19 protein-coding genes are annotated in these 21720 nt (G+C 34.9%); 14 read left to right on the top strand and 5 right to left on the bottom strand.

Annotation, left to right across the window (positions count from 1 at the left end; all coding sequences use genetic code 11):
* Positions 1–9: 9 nt before the first annotated feature.
* Positions 10–1806, bottom strand: coding sequence for an excinuclease ABC subunit UvrC (gene uvrC, locus B5X62_RS10875; RefSeq protein ID WP_079667454.1), 1797 nt, complete (start codon positions 1804–1806; stop codon positions 10–12).
* 73 nt (positions 1807–1879) lie between these two features.
* On the opposite strand from uvrC, the gene hutH reads away from it, so the two are divergent.
* Complete coding sequence (gene hutH / locus B5X62_RS10870) at positions 1880–3370, top strand: histidine ammonia-lyase (RefSeq protein ID WP_079667453.1); 1491 nt, start codon at positions 1880–1882, stop codon at positions 3368–3370.
* 1 nt (position 3371) lies between these two features.
* Entirely contained in the window at positions 3372–3824 is a 453-nt protein-coding gene (locus B5X62_RS10865) for a DUF2059 domain-containing protein (RefSeq protein WP_079667452.1), read from the top strand.
* 113 nt (positions 3825–3937) lie between these two features.
* Here B5X62_RS10865 and ygiD read toward each other — a convergent pair whose 3' ends face one another.
* The 3 genes from ygiD to B5X62_RS10850 form a co-directional block, all read right to left on the bottom strand.
* Positions 3938–4765: a 4,5-DOPA-extradiol-dioxygenase gene (gene ygiD, locus B5X62_RS10860; RefSeq protein WP_079667451.1), complete on the bottom strand. Its 828-nt coding sequence runs from the start codon at positions 4763–4765 to the stop codon at positions 3938–3940.
* Positions 4766–4837: 72 nt separating this feature from the next.
* A complete protein-coding gene (locus B5X62_RS10855; protein WP_079667450.1) occupies positions 4838–5350 on the bottom strand; it encodes a YceI family protein in 513 nt (170 codons plus the stop codon).
* A gap of 215 nt (positions 5351–5565) precedes the next feature.
* The gene (locus B5X62_RS10850) at positions 5566–6741 is read right to left on the bottom strand and encodes an MFS transporter (protein WP_079667449.1); all 1176 of its coding nucleotides are present in this window, start codon (positions 6739–6741) and stop codon (positions 5566–5568) included.
* A gap of 270 nt (positions 6742–7011) precedes the next feature.
* Between B5X62_RS10850 and B5X62_RS10845 the strand changes: the two genes are divergently transcribed.
* The 5 genes from B5X62_RS10845 to B5X62_RS10825 all read left to right on the top strand — a co-directional run bounded on the left by B5X62_RS10845 (position 7012) and on the right by B5X62_RS10825 (position 15224).
* Positions 7012–8343: a hydroxymethylglutaryl-CoA reductase, degradative gene (locus B5X62_RS10845; protein WP_079667448.1), complete on the top strand. Its 1332-nt coding sequence runs from the start codon at positions 7012–7014 to the stop codon at positions 8341–8343.
* A gap of 176 nt (positions 8344–8519) precedes the next feature.
* Positions 8520–8906 carry a DUF423 domain-containing protein gene (locus B5X62_RS10840; protein WP_079667447.1) on the top strand — a complete coding sequence of 129 codons (387 nt, stop codon included), beginning with the start codon at positions 8520–8522 and terminating at the stop codon, positions 8904–8906.
* A gap of 29 nt (positions 8907–8935) precedes the next feature.
* Positions 8936–11539, top strand: a complete 2604-nt coding sequence (locus B5X62_RS10835) for a YCF48-related protein (RefSeq protein ID WP_079667446.1) — start codon at positions 8936–8938, stop codon at positions 11537–11539.
* 133 nt (positions 11540–11672) lie between these two features.
* Positions 11673–12866: an ADP-forming succinate--CoA ligase subunit beta gene (gene sucC, locus B5X62_RS10830; protein ID WP_079667445.1), complete on the top strand. Its 1194-nt coding sequence runs from the start codon at positions 11673–11675 to the stop codon at positions 12864–12866.
* Between the two features lie 150 nt (positions 12867–13016).
* Positions 13017–15224, top strand: coding sequence for a zinc-dependent metalloprotease (locus tag B5X62_RS10825; protein ID WP_079667444.1), 2208 nt, complete (start codon positions 13017–13019; stop codon positions 15222–15224).
* Positions 15225–15313: 89 nt separating this feature from the next.
* Here the strand turns inward: B5X62_RS10825 and B5X62_RS10820 are convergent, their stop codons facing one another.
* Positions 15314–16174 (bottom strand): mechanosensitive ion channel family protein, encoded by an 861-nt coding sequence (locus B5X62_RS10820; RefSeq protein WP_079667443.1) that lies wholly within the window; start codon positions 16172–16174, stop codon positions 15314–15316.
* Between the two features lie 148 nt (positions 16175–16322).
* On the opposite strand from B5X62_RS10820, the gene B5X62_RS10815 reads away from it, so the two are divergent.
* The 7 genes from B5X62_RS10815 (at position 16323) to B5X62_RS10785 (ending at position 21712) form a co-directional block, all read left to right on the top strand.
* The gene (locus tag B5X62_RS10815) at positions 16323–16817 is read left to right on the top strand and encodes an RNA polymerase sigma factor (RefSeq protein WP_079667442.1); all 495 of its coding nucleotides are present in this window, start codon (positions 16323–16325) and stop codon (positions 16815–16817) included.
* Positions 16810–17496, top strand: a complete 687-nt coding sequence (locus B5X62_RS10810) for a hypothetical protein (protein WP_079667441.1) — start codon at positions 16810–16812, stop codon at positions 17494–17496. Before B5X62_RS10815 ends, B5X62_RS10810 begins: the two co-directional genes overlap by 8 nt.
* An 80-nt stretch (positions 17497–17576) precedes the next feature.
* Entirely contained in the window at positions 17577–18482 is a 906-nt protein-coding gene (gene nusB / locus B5X62_RS10805; protein WP_079667440.1) for a transcription antitermination factor NusB, read from the top strand.
* Positions 18483–18501: 19 nt separating this feature from the next.
* Complete coding sequence (locus B5X62_RS10800) at positions 18502–19020, top strand: DUF1573 domain-containing protein (protein ID WP_079667439.1); 519 nt, start codon at positions 18502–18504, stop codon at positions 19018–19020.
* A gap of 12 nt (positions 19021–19032) precedes the next feature.
* Complete coding sequence (yajC, locus tag B5X62_RS10795) at positions 19033–19365, top strand: preprotein translocase subunit YajC (protein ID WP_079667438.1); 333 nt, start codon at positions 19033–19035, stop codon at positions 19363–19365.
* Between the two features lie 154 nt (positions 19366–19519).
* Positions 19520–20986 carry an RNA polymerase factor sigma-54 gene (rpoN, locus tag B5X62_RS10790; RefSeq protein WP_079667437.1) on the top strand — a complete coding sequence of 489 codons (1467 nt, stop codon included), beginning with the start codon at positions 19520–19522 and terminating at the stop codon, positions 20984–20986.
* Positions 20987–21145: 159 nt separating this feature from the next.
* Positions 21146–21712: an NfeD family protein gene (locus B5X62_RS10785; protein WP_079667436.1), complete on the top strand. Its 567-nt coding sequence runs from the start codon at positions 21146–21148 to the stop codon at positions 21710–21712.
* Positions 21713–21720: the final 8 nt, after the last annotated feature.

Here is a 21720-nt window from a genome sequence, read left to right as displayed (position 1 = left end):
TTCAAAAAACTATTCTCCAGAATTAAAATATTCCCAAACCACTTTTGCTTTGGACTTTCCGAGGATTTCTTCTAAAGTCTCGAGGCTCGATTCTTTTATTCTTTTAACAGATTTTAGTTTAGACAAAAGTAACTCGATTGATTTTGGACCGACACCAGGTATTTCTTCCAACTCCGATTTTATTGTTGAGTTTTTACGTCGTGTTCTATGATGTCTTACACCAAATCTGTGCGCTTCATCTCGAACTCTTTGTAGAATTTTTAAAGTTTCGGATTTTTTATCCAAATACAACGGAATAGGATCATTCGGGAAGAAGATTTCTTCTAAACGTTTTGCAATACCAATAATTGTAATTTTACCGTAAAGACCGAGTAGTTTAAGACTCTTCACCGAAGAAGATAGTTGACCTTTTCCACCATCTATCAAAATTAATTGAGGCAATTCTTCGCCTTCGTCCAGCATTCTTTTGTAACGACGATAGATAACTTCTTCCATGGTCGCAAAGTCGTTTGCCCCTTCCACCGTTTTGGGATGAAAAATTCTGTAATCTGCTTTGCTTGGTTTTCCATCTTTGAAAACGACACAAGCCGAAACAGGATTAGTTCCCTGAATATTCGAGTTATCAAAACCTTCGATATGTCGTGGTTCCACAGGCATTCTGAGTAAAGCTTTCATTTCTGCCATTATTCGATTGGTGTGGCGATCGGGATCAACAATTTGCACCGCTTTCAATTTTTCTAAACGATATTCGCGGGCATTTTTCTCCGACAATTCTACGATACGTTTTTTATCACCGACTTTTGGAACAATCAATTTAACATTCGGAATCTCAACACTCAAATGAAACGGAATTAAAATCTCTTTTGAATCCGAACCAAATTTCTGTCGAATTTCGATTAAAGATTCTTCCAAAATATCTTCATCGGTTTCATCCAAAATCTTTTTAATCTCTGTGGTAAAACTTTGGATAATATTTCCGTTTCTAATTTTAAAGAAATTAACGTACGCCGCTGTTTCATCGCTCGTCATCCCGAAAACATCCACATCATCAATATTAGGATTGACAATGGTATTTCTGGTTTGATAATCTTCCAAAGCATCGATTCTTTCCTTAATCATTTGTGCATTTTCAAATTTTAAATCGACTGCATAACGCATCATTTGAGTCGTCAAATAATCTTTAGCTTTCCGGAAATCACCTTTAATAATACCTCGTATCGCATCAATTTTTTCGTTGTATTCTTCTTCAGACTCCAAGCCTTCGCAAGGTCCTTCACAATTTTTAATATGATATTCTAGACAAACTTTATATTTTCCTGCTTCTATTTTGTCCGCCGAAAGATTTAGGTTACAAGTCCGAAGTTTATAAATATGTTTAATCGTATCCAAAAGAATCTTCGCAGGACGAATTTTGGCATAAGGACCAAAATATTCCGAACCATCTTTAATAACATTTCGAGTCATAAAAATCCGTGGAAAAGGCTCATTTTTAATACAAATCCAAGGATAAGTTTTGTCATCCTTTAACATCACATTATAAAACGGCTGATGTTCTTTTATCAAATTATTTTCTAATAAAAGCGCCTCATATTCACTATTGACAATAGTTGTCTCTAATCGAAAAATTTTCCCAACCATAATTTTGGTTCGGTAACTCGATAGATTTTTATTAAAATAGGATAAAACTCTTTTTTTCAGATTTTTAGCCTTACCAACATATAACAACTGATTGTTCTTGTCATAGTATCTGTAAACGCCTGGATCCGAGGCCAAGGTTTTTAGTTGAAGTTCTAAATCGGAATTCATACAACAAAAATACTAAATAACTCACTTTGAAAAGCTCAGTAAATTTCATTATTTTTAACCAAAATTTACGATAATGATATACGGTATTGACCAATTCTCTTATAAAGATGTTTTAGAAATTTGTAAAGACACTTCTAAAGCAAAACTTAACAAAACGGCAAAAGATCAAATTCTTAAGTCTCAAAAAAATGTTGCAAAAATTGTTGCTTCGGATGATACAGTATATGGCATCAACACTGGTTTTGGACCACTTTGCGATGTGAAAATTTCTGAGGAAGAAACAGCACAACTTCAACACAACCTCATCATTTCTCATGCTGTCGGTGTTGGAAAACCGATTGATAAAGAACTTTCTAAAATTATGATTATTTCTAAAGTTCATGCGTTGTCAAAAGGATTTTCGGGTGTTTCTTTAGACGTTATCGAACGTTTGATTTTAATGCTGGAAAAAGACATTATCCCAGTTGTGCCAGAGCAAGGTTCTGTTGGTGCGTCGGGAGATTTGGCGCCTTTGTCGCATTTGGTGCTTCCATTGCTTGGTCTTGGTCAAGTTTGGGACGGTGATAAAATTGTAGACACAGAAGTTGCTCTCAAAAAAAATAAATTAAAAGCCTTAAAACTTGGACCAAAAGAAGGTTTAGGTTTGATTAACGGAACACAATTTATTCTAGCACACGCCATCAAAGGTTTAGAAAAAATGGAATATCTTCTTGACCTTGCTGATATGACTGCCGCGATGAGTCTTGAAGCTTATAGAGGTTCGGCAAGTCCTTTTAAGAAAGAGTTGCACGAGATTCGTCCATTTGCTGGAAGTAAAAAAGTGGCGGCTAGAATGTTGAAATTCTTAAAAGGTTCTGACAACCTAAAATCGCACGAATTCTGTGATCGTGTACAAGATCCATATTCTATGCGTTGCGTTCCACAAGTGCACGGTGCAAGTCGTAATGCTTTTGAACATCTTAAAATGATGGCAGAAACAGAACTAAATTCTGTAACAGACAATCCGATTGTGTTAAGCGCAGAAGAATCAATCTCTGGTGGAAACTTCCATGGACAATTGATGGCTTTACCGCTTGACTACGCAACTTTAGCCGCTGCAGAATTGGGAAATATTTCCGATAGAAGAAGTTATCTTTTATTAGAAGGAAAATTTGGACTTCCAAGATTATTGACAGAAAGTTCTGGACTTAACTCTGGGTTTATGATTCCGCAATATACCTCAGCAGCTTTAGTAACAGAAAACAAAACCCTTTGTTTCCCAGCTTCAGCTGATTCTATACCGACAAGTTTAGGTCAAGAAGATCATGTGTCAATGGGAAGTATTTCGGGAAGAAAATTCAATCAAGTTTTGGATAATTTGGCGAATATTCTTTCAGTAGAATTGATGTTTGCAGCGCAAGGATTAGAATTCCGTAGACCAGCAAAATGTTCAAAAATAATTGAGGAAAACTTTAGCATCATAAGAAGTGTTGTTCCAAAATTAGAAGAAGACAGACTTATCGGAAAAGATATGTTGGCAATTGCAGATTTAATTAGAAATAGAAAACTAAACGTAACCGTTTAACATGAAAAAGATATTTTTAGTATCGGCATTTTTGGTTTCAGCTTTATCTTTCGCACAAACAAAAGAGCAAAAGGTTGAAAAACTAATGGAAGTTATGGGTATGACAAAAAATGTAGAATTAATGTTTACCCAGATGATGGATCGCTACGCGGAAACGAATCCAACTGTCCCAACTATTTTTTGGACAAAAATCCGAGAAAAAATAAATTATAATGATTTGCTTGAAAAAATGGTTGGTATTTATTCAAAATATTATACCTCCGAAGACATTGATCAGCTAATCAATTTTTATAAAACACCAGTTGGTCAAAAAAGCATGAATATCCTCCCACAAATAATGCAAGAAAGTATGACAGCTGGAGAAGAATGGGGATTAAAAACCGCAGAAAAAGTTATTGCAGACCTTGAAAAAGAAGGCTACTTCCAAGATCCTCCAATGGAATCTGAAGAATAAAATAAAAATCCCGAGTATTTCGGGATTTTTATTTTTTGCGAGTCGTCATACAAAAAAAAAGGTTTTGCTCTTTTGGAACAAAACCTAAAAAAAATAAAACTATGAAAACTAAATTAATGAACCAGAACGCTGGTCATACTAAGACTTCCGCCGATTAATGCATCGTTAAAAAGCGAAAGATTTTCTGATTTGTCCTTTAATCCCAAAGTGTAGATTAATGGTAAAAAATGATCTGGCGACGGAACTGCATATTGCAAACTCGTGCCTTGTTTTTGATAATCGATTAACTTTTGGAAGTCACCATCCATCAACCAATGATTTGTTTTTTCGCGGGCTTCAATTGCCCAATCCCAGCCAGAACCAACTGTGTTGATATTCTGCCAGTCGATCATTCTCAAGTTATGGACAATGTTACCACTACCAATTATTAAAATTCCTTTTTCGCGCAATTTGTTAAGACGTTGCGCCAATTCAAAATGATATTGCGGCGACTTCGTATAGTCGATGCTTAGCTGTATCACAGGAATATTAGCCTCTGGATACATGTGTCGAACCACCGACCAAGCGCCGTGATCCAATCCCCAATTGTGATCTTCTTCCACCAAAGTCGGCGATAGAAGTTCAACAGTCTTGTGCGCCAATTCGGGACTGCCTGGCGCAGGATATTCAACTTCGAATAATTCTTTTGGAAAACCATAAAAATCATGAATGGTCTTCGGATGTTGCATCGCTGTTACAAAAGTCCCCTCTGTAAACCAGTGTGCAGAAACACACAAAATTGCGTTAGGCGTTGGGATTTCTTTCGAAATATTTCTAAAGCCTTGTACAAAAACATTATCCTCAATCGCATTCATCGGAGAGCCATGTCCCAAAAAAAGAACGGGCATTTTTGGTGTCTTCTGAAAGCCTTCGGATATTTGATTTAGATCGTTTAAGTTCATATTTAAAAACGAAAAATTTAAGAAGCGAATGAACACTTCTTAAATCTTTCTGTGATATATAGATTGATAAGTTTAAGCTTGTTTTACAAACTGTAGGTCACCTGAGATTTTAACATCATCGCCAACCATAACACCACCAGCTTCTAGTGCTGCATTCCAGTTAAGACCGAAATCTTTTCTGCTAATTTTACCTTCGAAAGTGAAACCTGCTTTTGTATTTCCCCAAGGGTCAACATTAATACCACCGAATTCTACTTCCAATTTCACGGGTTTTGTAACACCGTTAATTGTTAAGTTCCCAGTAATATCTTGGTTAAGTGAGTCTGACTCGAAAGTGATTTTTGGGTTAAGTTCTGCGTTAAAGAAGTCAGCAGATTTAAGATGATTATCACGATCTGTGTTGTTTGTGTAAATCGAATCTACATCAATAAAAGCAGTTGTTTTTGCATTTTGGAATGTGTCATCGTTAGCTTCGATTTCTGCATTAAAGTTTCTGAATTCTCCTTTAACATTAGAGATCATCATGTGTCTAACTTTAAAATTTACTTCGCTGTGTGTTGGGTCTAATAACCATTTAGTTGCCATAATATTTGTTTTATTTGTTTGTTTAAATTTCTATTGCAAATCTAGCACCGCAACAGCTTAGTAAACATTGATTTATGATAACTTTATAGCTTGATCTATGTTAAGAAAAACACACTTTTTGGAGCCTTAAAACTCGAAAAGCTTTATTAATGAAGAACTTAGGAAAATTTAATTCTAAAATTTAAAAATGGAGAAAAGTCTGACTTAACAAAAATTTATGATTTTTTGAAGTAAGAACTCACAAACATCATCACGACCATTGCCAGTCCAAACATCGAAAATAAAGTGAACGACCAACGCAAACTTGACAACTCTGCGATGTAGCCAATTAATGGTGGTCCCATCAAAAATCCTAAGAAACTGATACTCGACACCAAAGCAATCGCCATACTTGGCGGAATACTCGGATGCGTCCCTGCCAAACTATAGACTGTCGGCACGCAACAAGCAACGCCCAAACCAACCAGCATAAAGCCAATGGTTGAAGTCACCACAAACGGAAACAACACAGACATCATCATTCCGATAAACATGAGCAAACCACTAATCATTAAAACTTTTCTGTTTCCTAGTTTTGTAATGAGAAATCCGCCAAGAAAACGTCCCGTCGCCATCATAATCATAAATGATGTATAGCCTAAAATAACTAAAGACGCTGGCGATTTAATAACATCTTTAAAGTAAACGCCCGTCCAGTCGAACATCGCACCTTCCGTTGCCATGCTAAAGAAACCAACAATTCCGAGTTGTATTAAAATAGAATCTGGTCGGAATTTCACTTTTTTACCAGCAGAACTCGCATGTTCAATTTTGGGAACAAGATATTTAACATTCCAAATCGTATTAATAATGATTAAACCAAATATGATTAAAAAATGATAAGTCGTATTAATATGAAGATTGATTGTCAAAAGTCCAATTAATGCGCCGAAAAATCCTGCCAAACTCCATCCACCATGGAAAACCGTCATAATCGATTTGCCATACATTTTCTCCACAGCGACGGCTTGCGTGTTAACCGCGACGCTCGCCATATTACCTGCAACGCCGAAAAGCAATAATGAAGCCGCCAACATATAAACATTGGTTGCGAAAGAAATACTTACCAAAATCAAAGCATATAATATAGATACGATCGTGATAACTTTTGCGCTTCCGTATTTTGTGTTGATTTTGCCCGAAAGTGCCATCGTGAAAAGTTGTCCCATCGGCAACATCAAAAGCATTGTTCCTAATTGTCCTTCGCTAAGGTGTAGATTTTCTTTAATCGTCGGAATGCGGCTTGCCCACGATGCAAAGCAAATTCCTTGACAAAAGAAATAGCCAAAAACTGCTCTACGATATTCTGATAATTTGATGGGTTGCGACGACATTTTAGAAACTTCCGACATGATATTCTGCTTAAAAAAGAGTGCAAAAATACGGCTATTTATTAAAAAAGTTTTTGTTCTTTAATTAAATTTAAAATTGATTTCTATTGAGAAAAACAATTATTGAGCTTATTATTTTCTGTTTTAAAACAAATTCTGACGGAAGATTTAAGATTCAAAATCAATATTCGAAAAATGTAAAAAAAATGACAATTTTCAGACTTTCAAAAGCTTATTCCTAGATTTTAGCTGAAACGAATTCCTTATCTTTGAAACTTAAAGTCGTATTAAATGAATCATCAACCGGTAGAAGGATTTTCAAAATTATCCAAGCAAAGAAAGATAGATTGGCTTATCAGCGAGTATCTATCGAATGACAGAAGTTACGAACAAATTTTACAACAATATTGGAATAACGATCCCGATTTACAAAAACTACACGAAGAGTTTTCGGAAAACACAATTTCCAACTTTTATATGCCTTACGGGATTGCTCCGAATTTTTTAATCGATGGTAAACTTTTGGCGCTACCAATGGCGGTTGAAGAAAGCTCTGTTGTTGCAGCAGCATCCAAAGCAGCAAAATTTTGGTTGGACAAAGGCGGTTTCAAAACCACCATTATCAACACCAAAAAATTGGGGCACACGCATTTTATTTTAAACATTGAACCTCATAAACTTCAACATTTTTTCAATTTTAAATTAAAGAAAAAATTATTCGAAGCAACCGAAGATATTACTGCCAACATGAGAAAACGTGGCGGCGGAATTCTTAACATTCGTTTGATTGATAAGACGGAGGAAATGCCAAATTACTTCCAACTGAAAGCTAGTTTTGACACTGTAGATTCGATGGGCGCTAACTTCATCAACTCTTGTCTAGAGCAATTCGGAAAAACGTTGAAAGAAGAAGTAGCAAACGAAGCGGACTTTACACAAGCAGAAAAAGATTCGCTACAAGTTGTGATGAATATCTTGTCCAACTTTACACCAGATTGTATTGTTCGTGCAGAGGTTTCTTGCCCGATTGATGAGCTGAAAGACGACAGCGGCATTTCTAACGAAGAATTTGCTTGGAAATTTAAACAAGCTGTTAACATCGCCGAAATCGAACCTTATCGTGCAACTACGCACAACAAAGGCATTATGAACGGCGTCGACGCGGTGGTTATCGCAACTGGAAACGACTTCCGTGCAACTGAAGCTTGCGCACACGCGTACGCATCACGCAACGGAAAATATTCGTCGCTGACACATTGTACGACAGACAATGGTATTTTTAGATTTTGGATTGACTTGCCAATTTCGGTTGGTGTTGTTGGTGGTTTGACCAATCTTCATCCTTTGGTTAAATTCTCTTTGGCGCTTTTAGGAAAACCATCTGCTCAAGAATTGATGAGTATTTTGGCGGTTTCGGGGTTGGCGCAAAACTTTGGCGCTTTACGTTCTTTGGTAACAACAGGCATCCAAAAAGGTCACATGAAGATGCACTTGTTTAACATCCTTAATCAGTTTGGAGCAACCGAGGAAGAGAAACAACATTTTGTTACCTACTTTAAAGATAAAACGGTGAGTCATCACGAAGTTATCGCTGAGTTAGAAAATTTAAGATCAAAAAAATAAGAATATGTTCGGACTCGGATTATCCATTTTTATTTTAGGATTCGGCATCTTTTTAAAAGTGACAAAACATCCTGGATTTGCACCTAGCAAAAGATTTGCATGGCTTTTTATAATTCTTGGCATTTTAACAACAGCGGGGAAAATATTTTTATTAATGACTCAAAAATAAATTTAAAATGAAAACATTTACATTAATATTTGGTGCATTTTACGGAATGCTTTCAGTGATATTAGGCGCATTTGGCGCACACGCTTTTAAAAAAATACTTTCTGTAGAACGTCTAGAAAGTTTCGAAACTGGTGTTAGATACCAAATGTACGCTGCATTTTTTCTTTTAATTGTTGGATATATTTTAAAATTCGATACTGGAAGTCACAAATGGATTTCGTTAGCGATGATTATCGGGACGTTTTTGTTTTCGTTCAGTATTTATTTTTTGAGTTTCCAAGATTATTGGGGCGTTAACTTAAAATTCTTAGGACCAATTACACCACTTGGCGGACTATTTATGATTATCAGTTGGGCAATGTTGATTTGGTATTTTGCAAAGAATAAAATTTAATTAAAAAACTTGATATATAAACCAACAAAATGAAATCAAATTTACTCTCTTTATTATTCCTTTTCTCAATAGTTATTTCGCAGGCTCAAACAAGTTGGAATCAATTAAATCCCACTAATTATTTTGAAAAAGCAAACTCATTTTCCGATAACAATAATCAGCTTTTTTTATTAACGGAGAATAAACTGCTCAAGTCAAATGACCAAGCCAAAACGTGGACTAACCTTAAAGACGTGATTAATGCTTCGGTTGTAAAATCATGGGATACGAATATAATAGTCGGAGGACAACAAGGTTTATTGATTCTTAGTAGAGATAATGGACTAACATGGCAAAACATCAACCTTGACTCAAGTGAGAATATCAATAGTATTTTTTATGTTAATAATACTATTATTGTTGTTGGTGATAAGACTTTGTTCAAATCAAATACCAATGCTATTACTTGGGAAAAACAAAAATTGGGGCTATTGCCAGATGAGATTATCCAGCGAAGTTGGTTTGTGAATAACCAAGAAGGATATATAGTAACCAATTATGGAAAGCTTTATAAAACCGTTGATTTTGGAAAGAATATCAACTTAAAAATTACTAATGGAGCTCTATGTACGAGTATCTATTTTTATGATCAAAAAGATGGATATGTTAGCTTTGGCGAGACCTTTTATTTAACAAAAAACAATGGAGAAAGTTGGATAAAGAGGACTAATTTTAATCCTTCGCAACCTGCTATATCACTTTTTTCTTTTTATTTTTTATCAACTGATCTAGGCTTTGCAACGTCTAAATATGGAATAATCTATAAGACCACAAATGGTGGATATCTTTGGAATAAAGTATATGATTCCAAAAATTGGATAAGTGATAGTTATGATATTAAACATTTACACTTCAATAACAATAACGCGATAGCAATCGGCAATTATGGACAGTTTTATAAAAGTACTGACAATGGGGGAAGTTGGACAACACAAGATTTTACATACAATTCAATTAGCAAAGTCAAAAAAAATGCAAATCTTTATTCTGTAGTTACAAGTAAAGAACTATATCTATCTACAGACAAAACTAATTGGGAGTCTGTTAATGTTCCTATTAATGATACTAATTTGTTTAACCTATATGACAGCTATTTTATCAACCGAAATATTGGATATGTTTTACTAGGAAATCCTGTCACAGTAAAAATTGCTAAAACAACAAATGGCGGTCAAACATGGAGTATTAACGAAAACTTTACAACCAACGCTAGCTCTATTTACTTTTTTGATGAAAATAAAGGAATAATAAATAGCGCGTATTCTGCATATACAACAGATAATGGTGGCGCTAGCTGGGAAATTATTCCAAATTTCCGTGCCTCAAAAATACAATGGTTTGACGAGGGCGTCGGCATTGCAATATCAGAAAAAAAGCTTTCCAAAACAACAGATTATGGCAAAACTTGGAGCACTATAAAAGAAGGACAACACCTTTATTCATTTCATTTTCCTTCCCAACGAATTGGTTATTATAACGATGGACTTACCTATTACAAAACGAATGACTATGGCAATACATGGAAACCAATAACTACATTATCTTACACGCCAGAAATCGTTTTCAAAAACCCCAATGAAGGTATTTTATTCAACGGAAGTGATTCAGGCTTGCAAACATTCAATGGTGGAAGAACGTTTCAACAAATAGATATTCCCAAAAATACCTATTATATTAATTCGTTTGATAACAATTTTTTAGTATCTGGAAGTATTGGTAATCTTTTTGAATCAAATGGTTATACACAAGCATACTCACTAATTACGACTTTTGCAACCGACATCAAAGCTGATGCAGCAATGTTAAACGCTTATGGAAGTACCAATACAGAAAACATGGAAAATATAACATTCCATTATTCCGACGATACTACTGCAAAAGAGACATCTGCGATGCCAAACAACATCCAGAAATATGAGAATGATGATCTTTCAAAGGCTGTAGACAATCTACTTCCAGACACAACATACAATGTGATGGTTAAAGCAAAATTTGGCACCGAAATTATAAGTAGTAATAGTATTAGTTTTAAAACTTTACCGCTTAATGAAATTGATTTTTTTGTTAAAGAAGTTTCTTCAACAAAAGTACAACTGTTATCAAGCATTAAAAATAATGCAAAATCAAAAATTGAAAACATCAAGTTTATCTATGGTATCGATCAAGAAAACTTGAATCAAACTTTCAATGCGAGCAATATCATCGATTCATATTTATCTGAGGATATAACAATTAATCTTGAAAACTTACTTCCTAATCAAAAATATTACGGAAAAATTGTGGTAACGCAGAACGGAAAAGAATATTCATCCGTTACTAAATCTTTTACAACAGATGCATTACATACGGCTGATGTATCAATAGACAACTTAAAAATTTATCCAAATCCTGCACACAATGAAGTTTTACTTACCTCAAAAAATACAATAAAAAACATTCATATAATTAATATGTTAGGTCAAACTGTTAAAACAATTGAAAACATTAACAAAAAAGAAATAAAATTTAATGTAGTTAACCTACCAAGTGCCAATTATAAGATTGTAATTATTACAGAAAATGACAAAATAACAAAGGCTTTAATCAAAAATTAAATATTTTTACATTAACCAAAAGAGATTACTTGTAGTCTATTAAATTAAAAATTTGGGTTTAAATTATTTTATTCCCTCAATTTTATTAAATTTGTAAATCTTAAAAAATAGTAAATAAAACAATAAAAATATTATGAATCTTCACGAATACCAATCTAAAGAGATTTTATCAAAATACGGTGTTGCGATCCAACGCGGTATTGTTGCGAATAATGTTGATGAAGCTGTAGCTGCTGCTGAAAAATTAACTGCTGACACAGGCGCACAAGCTTGGGTAGTTAAAGCTCAAATCCACGCAGGTGGTCGTGGTAAAGGTGGCGGTGTTAAGTTCTCTCCTAATATGGATAAGCTTAAAGAAAACGCTAACAACATCCTTGGTATGCAATTGGTAACGCCTCAGACGTCTGCAGAAGGTAAAAAAGTACACTCTGTATTAATCGCTGAAGATGTATATTATCCAGGTGAGTCAGAAACTAAAGAATTTTATGTTTCTGTATTGCTAGACAGAGCGCAAGGGAAAAACATGATCGTATATTCTACTGAAGGTGGTATGGATATCGAGCACGTTGCTGAAGTTACACCACACTTAATCCACAACGAAGTTGTAGATCCAGCTGTAGGTCTTCAAGGTTTCCAAGCGAGAAAAATTGCTTTCAACTTAGGATTAGAAGGTACTGCTTTCAAAGAGTTTGTTAAATTTATCACGTCGCTTTATAACGCTTATGTTGGTATCGATGCATCTCTTTTCGAAATCAACCCTGTTCTTAAGACTTCAGATAACAAAATTATCGCAGTTGATGCGAAAGTATCTTTGGATGACAACGCCTTGTTCCGTCATAAAGATTTAGCAGAACTTAGAGATAAGAGAGAAGAAGATCCAACAGATGTAGAAGCTGGTGACGCTGGTCTTAACTTCGTGAAGTTAGATGGTAACGTTGCGTGTATGGTAAACGGTGCTGGTCTTGCAATGGCAACTATGGACATCATCAAATTATCAGGTGGTAACCCTGCTAACTTCCTAGATGTTGGTGGTACTGCTGATGCACAAAGAGTTGAAACGGCTTTCAATATCATCTTGAAAGATCCAAACGTAAAAGCTATCCTTATCAATATCTTCGGTGGTATCGTAAGATGTGACAGAGTTGCACAAGGTGTTATCGACGCTTACAACAGCATCGGAAACATCCCAGTTCCATTAATCGTGAGATTACAAGGTACTAACGCTGAAATCGCTAAGAAGATGATTGACGATTCTGGACTTAACGTTCACTCTGCAATTACTCTAGAAGAAGCAGCTAACAAAGTAAAAGAAGTTCTAGGCGCTTAGTCTTAGCATTTTTAAAATAAATGAAAGCCATTCCGTTTTTGGGATGGCTTTTTGTTGTTTTAAGATGCTATTTTAAAAAATATTAAAGTTTTAAATTTATTCATTAAAAAAAATTACATTTGTAAAAACTAATATTTAAATCCAAATACCATGAAAGTAAAAATTACACTTTTTGCGTGTACATTAATTGCTACACAAGTTTTTTCTCAGCAAAACCATTGGACAAAAATTAATAATGCGGATGCTCGACAAGAAAACCTAAACCTAAGATGGGTTACTCCTAACAAATTTGATTTGTACCAAGTAGATTTAGAAAAAATAAAATCTGAGCTACAAACTGCACCTCAACGCTTCTCTAAAAATGAAAGCTTAGTTATTAAATTCCCTGATTCTGATGGAAAAATAAGAGATTATGTTGTTCAGGAAGCATCTGTTATGGAACCTGAGTTACAAGCAAAATTCCCTGAAATTCGTTCTTACGTTGGTTGGCAAAAAGGTCATCCTGAAAATTCGATTCGTTTCAGCATGACGCCTTCAACAGGACTTAACGTCATGTATTTTGATAATTGGGAAGTAAGCTATCTTGATAGTTATACTAAAGATAATTCTTCTTTCATTTTATATAAAAGAAAAGACTTACCCGCTAACGATCGCCTTTTTGAATGTAATATAGAAAAGGAACTAGACAACCACGCCAACGAAAACACCAGCAATAAAGCACCTTTGGTATCAGATGGACAATTCAGAAAATACAGACTAGCTGTAGCTGCGACTGGTGAATACACAACGTTCCATGGAGGGACTCAAGCTAATGCCATGTCTGCTATTGCAACGACAATGACAAGAGTTAATGGTATCTACGAAAAAAGTATTTCGACAACTATGTTATTGGTTGCCAATAATAATCTTATTGTGTACACCAATTCTTCCACAGACCCTTACACCAATGGGAATCCTGGGACAATGATTAATGAAAATCAATCTAATATAAATAGTGTTATTGGTAGCGCCAACTACGATATTGGTCATGTTTTCGGCACCAATAGTGGTGGATTAGCAGGATTAGGCGTAGTATGCAACTCAACCAGCAAAGCGCGAGGCGTAACTGGATCTGGCGCACCAGTTGGTGATCCTTTCGATATTGATTATGTAGCACATGAGATGGGACACCAGTTTGGAGCTAACCATACCTTTAGAGCGAGTACAAGTTCATGCTCGGGTAATGCAAACAATGCAACAGCCTACGAACCAGGAAGTGGAAGTACGATTATGGCTTATGCTGGAATTTGCGGAACAAGTAATAATGTACAAGTTAATAGTGATGCTTATTTTCATGCAGCAAGTCTTTTAGAAATGTATGCCGTTTTGCAAAGATCAAGTGACTGCTCTGTTAAAACCTCTAACAACAATGCAGCGCCAACAGCTGATGCAGGTGCAGATTATGTTATACCTAAAGGAACTGCTTTTGCATTAACAGGTGTAGGTACAGATCCAGATGGCGATAGCTTAACATACCTTTGGGAGCAGTATGACAATAATAACAATACGCAACCTCCAGTTAAAACAGCGACGGTTGGACCTGTTTACCGATCATTAATGCCAACAAATTCTCCAACTAGATATCTTCCTAAACTAAGTGACGTCGTTGCTAATAATCTATTTCCGAAATGGGAAGTTACACCAGACGTTGCGAGAACACTTAATTTTTCATTAGTTGTAAATGATAATAAACCAACAGGTAACCAATCTGCGAGAGATGCGATGTTTGTTACAGTAACCAGCGATGGTCCTTTCGTTGTTACATCTCAAAATACAGCAGGTACAACTCTTAACGGAAATACGACAATACCTGTAACTTGGAATGTTGCTGGGACTAATGCAGGAACAATTAACACGCAAAATGTACAAATCGTGTTATCAAAAGATGGTGGTTTGACATTTGATACAGTTTTAGCTCAAAGTGTTCCAAATAATGGAAGTGCGAATATTGTACTACCAAACGAAAACATTGCATCTGCAAGAATAATGGTAAAAGCCGTTAACAACATCTACTACGCGCTTAACTCTAGTGCTTTTGCAATTAAGTACAACACTTTAGCAACCAACGAAGCAACTTCTAAAAACATTAAGCTTTATCCTAATCCATCACAAGATGTAATCAACATTAGTCTGAAAACGTCATCATCAAAGGTAGATTACACAATCCATGATTTATCTGGACGTATCGTAAAATCAGGAAGTTTCTCAGGCAACGAAAGTAAAATAAAACTGAACAATCTTTCTAACGGTAATTACATCATCCAATTACAATTAGAAAATGGAGAAAAACTTTCCGAAAAATTAATTATTAAAAAATAATATCTTCACACATTATTTTTATCAATAAAAAAAGTAGGCTAAATATTTTAGTCTACTTTTTTGTAAATAAAAACATGCAAATTTGCAACTTATTGTTGTGGCGCATGGTTTTCGAGGCTAATGCTTGTAGGACTAGTAAATCTAATACCACGTTTTGTCATTTCATTTTTAATAGAAACAATGGCATTGCTTTTAAGAACATTTGGACTAGAACCAAGCTCCACCAAAAACTTTGCTTGCACCGTTATAAGACCGCCATTCAGATTTGTAAATAAAACTTCTGGATGAATTTCCTTTGCTTTATCAAGATTAGAAATTACAGTTTCTATACCTTCTTTAACTTGGCCTAAATCTTCCTCCATTGGGATTTCAAAATTAAGAATAACCTTACGTTGAGGCGAAGCTGTAATATTATAAAATGGCGCATTAAAAATTACCTGATTCGGAACATAGACTTTTTTACCTTCGTCAGTTATTAATTTAGTCGTTAAAAAACCAATCTCTTGCACGGTCCCAGAATGATTACCGATAGTAATATAATCTCCAACTACAAAAGCTTTATCGATACCAACCAACATCCCAGAAAATATACTCGACACCAAATCTTTTAGCGCAACCCCTGCAATAACCCCAGCAACACCCAAACTTCCTAAAAACTTAACAAAGAAACCGCTAAAGCCCATAATCTCAAGGGAAATAAAAGTCCCCATGATCATAATCAAAAAGCGAAACACACCGACTAAAGTCGTGACAGATTCTACTTTACTTTTCGGAAAAGCTTTATGGAACAGTCTTACTGCAACTTTGCTTAAGTATTTACTAGTACTAAAAAAGAAAAAGAATACGAGCAGACCAACAATCAAATTGGGTGTAATCTCTGCAAGACGTACATACCAACCTTTTAGCACACCATAGACCAACTCTATATACGAAACAGTTTGTTCTCCCATAAAATAATTTTGAATTTCGGTAACAAATAAAATACCATTTTTTGATCAAATAAGATTTAACAATTATATCTTAGCAAACCAGCACAAAATAAACCTAAAAACTATTATCTTTATCAAAAATAATTCAAAAAATATCGCTTTCTAAAAATTGGACTCAAAACAGAAAGAATTTTCTCAACTTATCAAAGGCAACCAAGGTCTTATCATAAAGGTATCGAGGTTGTACACCAATTCTTTAGAAGACGAACAAGATCTCTTCCAAGAGATTGTTTTGCAATTATGGCGTTCTTACGACAGCTTCAAAGGAAATTCTAAAATATCAACCTGGATGTATCGTGTAGCGCTTAACACAGCCATTACTTTATTCAGAAAAAAAACGAAATCACCATTAACCAGCGAGCTAGATGAAGTCCACTTCGAGTATGAGCAAGAACAAGATGACGAAAAGCAAGCGCAAATTTCGTTACTCTATAAAGTCATAAAACTTCTCCCAAATGTAGAACGCGCCATTGTTATGATGTATCTGGACGACGTATCTTACAAAGAAATCGCCGAGACATTAGGGATTACAGAAGTTAATGCCCGTGTAAAAATGAATAGATTAAAAAAGACGCTAAAAGAATTAATGACGCAACATGCCTAACAACGACTTTGACATAGATGACCTAAAATCGGTTTGGCAGAACCAAAAAGTAGAAGACGCCTATCAGCAATCTGACATCGAAGCCATGCTTAACACAAAATCTAGAAATTATGTGAAGTATCTTCTTTGGATAAGTTTGTTAGAGTTTTTTATATTTATCACTTTGCTTATATATTCTTTAGTCTCTAAAGACGACCATGTTAACTTCCGCGAAATATTATCAAGATTACACCTACAGAATCAAAACGAGATTCTTCATACGATGGACAAAATCTATTTAGTAATCAAAATTTTAAGCCTTAGTTTAACTGGTATTTTTGTCTATCTATTTTATAAAAGTTATAGAAGAATCAGCGTTGAGGATAATCTCAAACAATTCATCTTACGCATTATCAGTTTTAAAAGAAAAGTTAACGCATTCATTATCATCAATGTAATACTATTGGTGGTCTACATTGTTTCGTTCAGTATTTATCTAAGTATTGTTATGGGAGAACAAAGCGTACAACTCAGCGAAACAACCAAACTAGGCTTCATCATTGGGATTATCGTTGCATTACTACTAAGTATCTTGTTAATAATACTTTACTACAAAATTTTCTACGGAATATTATTAAAACGTCTTAGCAAAAATCTAGAACAATTACGACTTATCGAAACTGAAAAAGAAAACCAATAATCAGCTTCTATAAACTACAAAAGTCAGCTTTTTAGAAAAATTAAAATGCTTATCTTTGTAGCCAAATAAAGTTCTTTGAAATGCTTGGAAGACGACAAATCCGTGAAAAAGTAATAGAAAATCTCTATTCTTACTACCAAAACCCAATAAGACAGGAGACTGTAGAAAAAAATCTCATCAACGAAATGAGCAAAATCTACAACCTGTACATCTATCAACTTAATTTTTTAGTAGCATTAAAACATGTTGCCGAAAATCAAATTGAAATTGGTAAAAACAAATTTATTAAAAACGATAGCGACATCAATCCGAATCAAAAATTTGTTAGAAACCAAGTTTTAGAAAGTTTAGAAAACAATGAAGAACGTAGAAGCTTCACGGACAAACACAAAGAACTAATCTGGGACTTTAACGACGAAGTCCTTGTTAAAACTTTCCAAAGAATAAAAGCCGGAAAACGTTACCATGAGTACATGACCAGCGAAGAAATTTCTTTTGAAGATGATCAAAAATTCATTGGAAAATTATTTCTAAGATATGTTGCCGAAAACAACGACCTACACGATAGATTCGAAGAAATGGAAATGAGCTGGGCAGATGATTATCACATCTCTAACTCGATGATCCAGAAGACTATCGGTTTCCTAAAAGAAGACACACCTAGCCATACTTTAGTAAAAGCAATTAAGGATGATGAAGATGAAGAATTTGCAAAAAAACTTCTTCGCCAAAGTCTTAACAATTGGGAAGATTCTGAAAAGAAACTAGAAGAAAGATTGGTTAATTGGGAGTTAGACAGAGTTTCTTTAATGGACAAAATCATTTTGGTAGCAGCCATTACAGAGATGGATTATTTCCCACAAACGCCTTCCAAAGTTATCATTAACGAATATATTGACATTGCAAAAGTCTATGCAACCGAGAAGTCGAACATCTTTATTAATGGTATCTTGGACAAGTATAGCAAAGACAAAAACAGAGCATAATTCTTAATACGAATATATTATGAAAAGATCATTTAAGTATCTAACCATCGCAGCAATGGCAATCAGCATTGTTGCTTGTAAAAAAAAGGACGAAACTACAGTTGTAGAAGACAATAGTTCGGCGGTTGTAGAAAACCAAACAACACCAGTTGGCGTTGATGACCACGCTGGACACGAGCATGCAACACAAGAAGATGCAATGTTGGAAGAAGCTCAAAAAAATCCTTTAACAACAGTAGCTCTTAAAGAATCTGATTTTTCTTTTGGTAAAATTAAAAAAGGAGATGTAGTTAGCCACGTTTACGAAATCACAAATACTGGGACAAAACCTTTAATTATTTCTTCTGTTAAACCAGGTTGCGGATGTACGGCTCCAGACTTTACAAAAGAACCAATTCTTCCAGGGAAATCAGGAAAAATTACACTTAAGTTTGACTCTGGAGATTTTGATGGCAATGTTGCAAAAGCAGCTGACGTCTATGCTAACGTAGAAAAAGCGCCTATCAGAATCGGCTTCACAGCAGAAATTACTAACTAAAATTAAGAACAGATGAACATGATGACAATATTTTTGCAAGCTCCAGCAGGACAATCGATGACACCAACATTAATTATGATGGGTCTTATGTTCGTAGGATTTTATTTCCTAATGATTCGTCCGCAAATGCGTAAGCAAAAGCAAGAAAAAACTTTCCAAGAAGCTCTAAAACCAGGCGCAAAAGTTGTAACAACTTCTGGTATGCATGGGACAATCTTCAGCATCAATGATGATGGCGTTGTATTGGAAACACTATCTGGAAAACTAAAATTCGAGAAGGCTGCAATCTCTAGAGACTTTACAGCTGCACGTTTCCCAGAAACTCTTGGTATTACTAAAAAGTAAGATTTAACTTATTTAAAATACAAAAAAGCCTTTCAAAATTGAAAGGCTTTTTTGTTATCAACAATTAGCATCAAAAATCGTGCAAACTTTATTGCATTCAAGAAAAAAATTGTAAATTCGTAACGCTGATGTATGCCATTAGCAAAAAAAAGATATGCTGAAACAAAATTTACAACTTAAACTAGGTCAAAAATTAGCCCCGCAACAGATTCAATTGATGAAGTTGATTCAGCTTCATACCTTAGAGTTTGAAGAAGAGTTAGAGCGCGAATTGGAAGAAAATCCTGCTTTAGAAAAAGTTTCGGATAGCGATAGCGAAGACGACTATCAAGATTCTGGAGAAAGTGATTTTGATGACGAAGGCAACGAAAGCATCGAAACAGATTTTGATGTTGACGAATATCTTTATGATGACGAACCAAGTTACAAAACAGCGTCTAGCAACTATTCTGCTGACGATGAAGAGTTCGACAATCAATCTTTATTAACAGAAGGACAAAGTCTTTATGACTATCTTTTAGAACAAATTAGATTAGCTAAGATAGATGGAGAAGATCTACAAATTGCGGAATATCTTATCGGAAATCTTGACAACGACGGTTATCTTCGTCGAGAAATCAAATCAATTGTTGATGATTTAGCGTTCTCGCAAGGCATTTATACTACAGCTGAAAATGTCACCGAAATCCTTGAAAATTATGTTCAAAAGCTAGATCCAGCTGGTGTTGGCGCACGCGATCTTCGCGAATGTCTTTTACTTCAAATTGAGAAAAAAGTAAGTGCGGATCCTGCGGTTAGTTTGGCTGCTAATATTTTAAGAAATCAGTTTGATGCGTTAAGTAACAAGCATTACAACAAGATTATTCAGAAATATGACATCGAAGAAGAAGATCTTAAGGATGCTTTAGAAGTTATTTCAAAATTATCACCAAGAATCGGCGGCAACTTTGACACGCAAACGATTACGATTAACCAAGAGATTATTCCGGACTTTGTTATACAGATTAAGGACAACCAAGTTATCCCAATGCTGAATAGCAAAAATGCCCCTACACTGCGCGTTTCGGAAGAATACAAAGAAATTTTAACAACCTATTCTCACGATAAAAAATCTGCAGAGCACAAACAAGCAGCTTTGTTTATCAAGCAAAAATTGGATGCTGCAAAATGGTATATCGACGCGATTAATCAACGTCAAAATACACTTTTGCAAACGATAACAGCCATTGTTAAACTTCAGAAAGAATACTTCCTAACTGGCGACGAAAAGAACATCAAACCAATGATTTTGAAGGATGTTGCGGACATTACAGGTTTTGACATTTCGACGATTTCTCGTGTTGTTAAAAGTAAATATGCAGACACGCCTAACGGAATTGTCTATCTTAAAAATCTATTCTCTGATAGTTTGACAAACGACGATGGTGAAGAAGTTTCGACTAAAGAAATTAAAAATCACTTGCAGGAAGTTGTCGACAACGAAGACAAGAGAAAACCTTTGACAGATGACGCTTTGGTTGGCATCTTAAAAGAAAAAGGTTACAACATTGCACGTCGTACGATTGCGAAATATCGTGAACAACTCAATATCCCAGTTGCTAGACTTAGAAAAGAATTATAAAATAGAGCGCTTCATTTTTGGAGCGCTTTTTTTGTGATATTACATTTATTTAAAACTTAAGCATTTAAGAAAAAGTTTACAAAAACTTAAAAGCATTCTCCAAAAAAGCTTTCATTTCTGTATTTTTTTTACTATTTTTAAACAATACTAAATAAAACTATGTTAGACTTTTTACAAGGAATGGACTCTTTGCAGCAAGCCTTTTGGTGGATTGCGATTGCAGCGAGTTTAATTTTTCTAGTTCAAACTATTTTAACGCTAATCGGTAGTGATGCCTCAGACGGAATCAATGCAGATTTTGACGGAAATCTTGACCATGCCGATGCGCCTTTCCAATTATTCTCGTTCAGAAACTTGGTTAATTTTTTACTTGGTTTTGGTTGGGCTGGTGTCGCATTTTATCAAACAATTGCAAACAAAACATTTTTGGTTATTGTCGCGGCTTTGGTTGGTTTGGTTTTCATTGCGTTATATTTTGTCATTATCAAACAAATCCTAAAACTGTCCGAAGACAACACTTTTGACATCAGCAAATTGATTGGCAAAAGTGGTGAAGTGTATTTAACAATACCGTCTGAAAAATCAGGTCAAGGAAAAGTTTTAATTTCACTTAACGGCACCAACCACGAGTTGACCGCAGTTTCGGAAACCGAAGCGATCCAATCTGGAAAACTTGTAAAAGTTATTCGCATTGAAGACAAAATTCTTATTGTTGAAAAAATTTAAATAAAACT

The organism is Soonwooa buanensis (assembly GCF_900167905.1).
Taxonomy (GTDB): Bacteria; Bacteroidota; Bacteroidia; order Flavobacteriales; family Weeksellaceae; genus Soonwooa; species Soonwooa buanensis.
The sequence above is the reverse complement of the archived record's forward strand: the minus strand, read 5'-3'. Positions and strand labels throughout refer to the sequence as shown.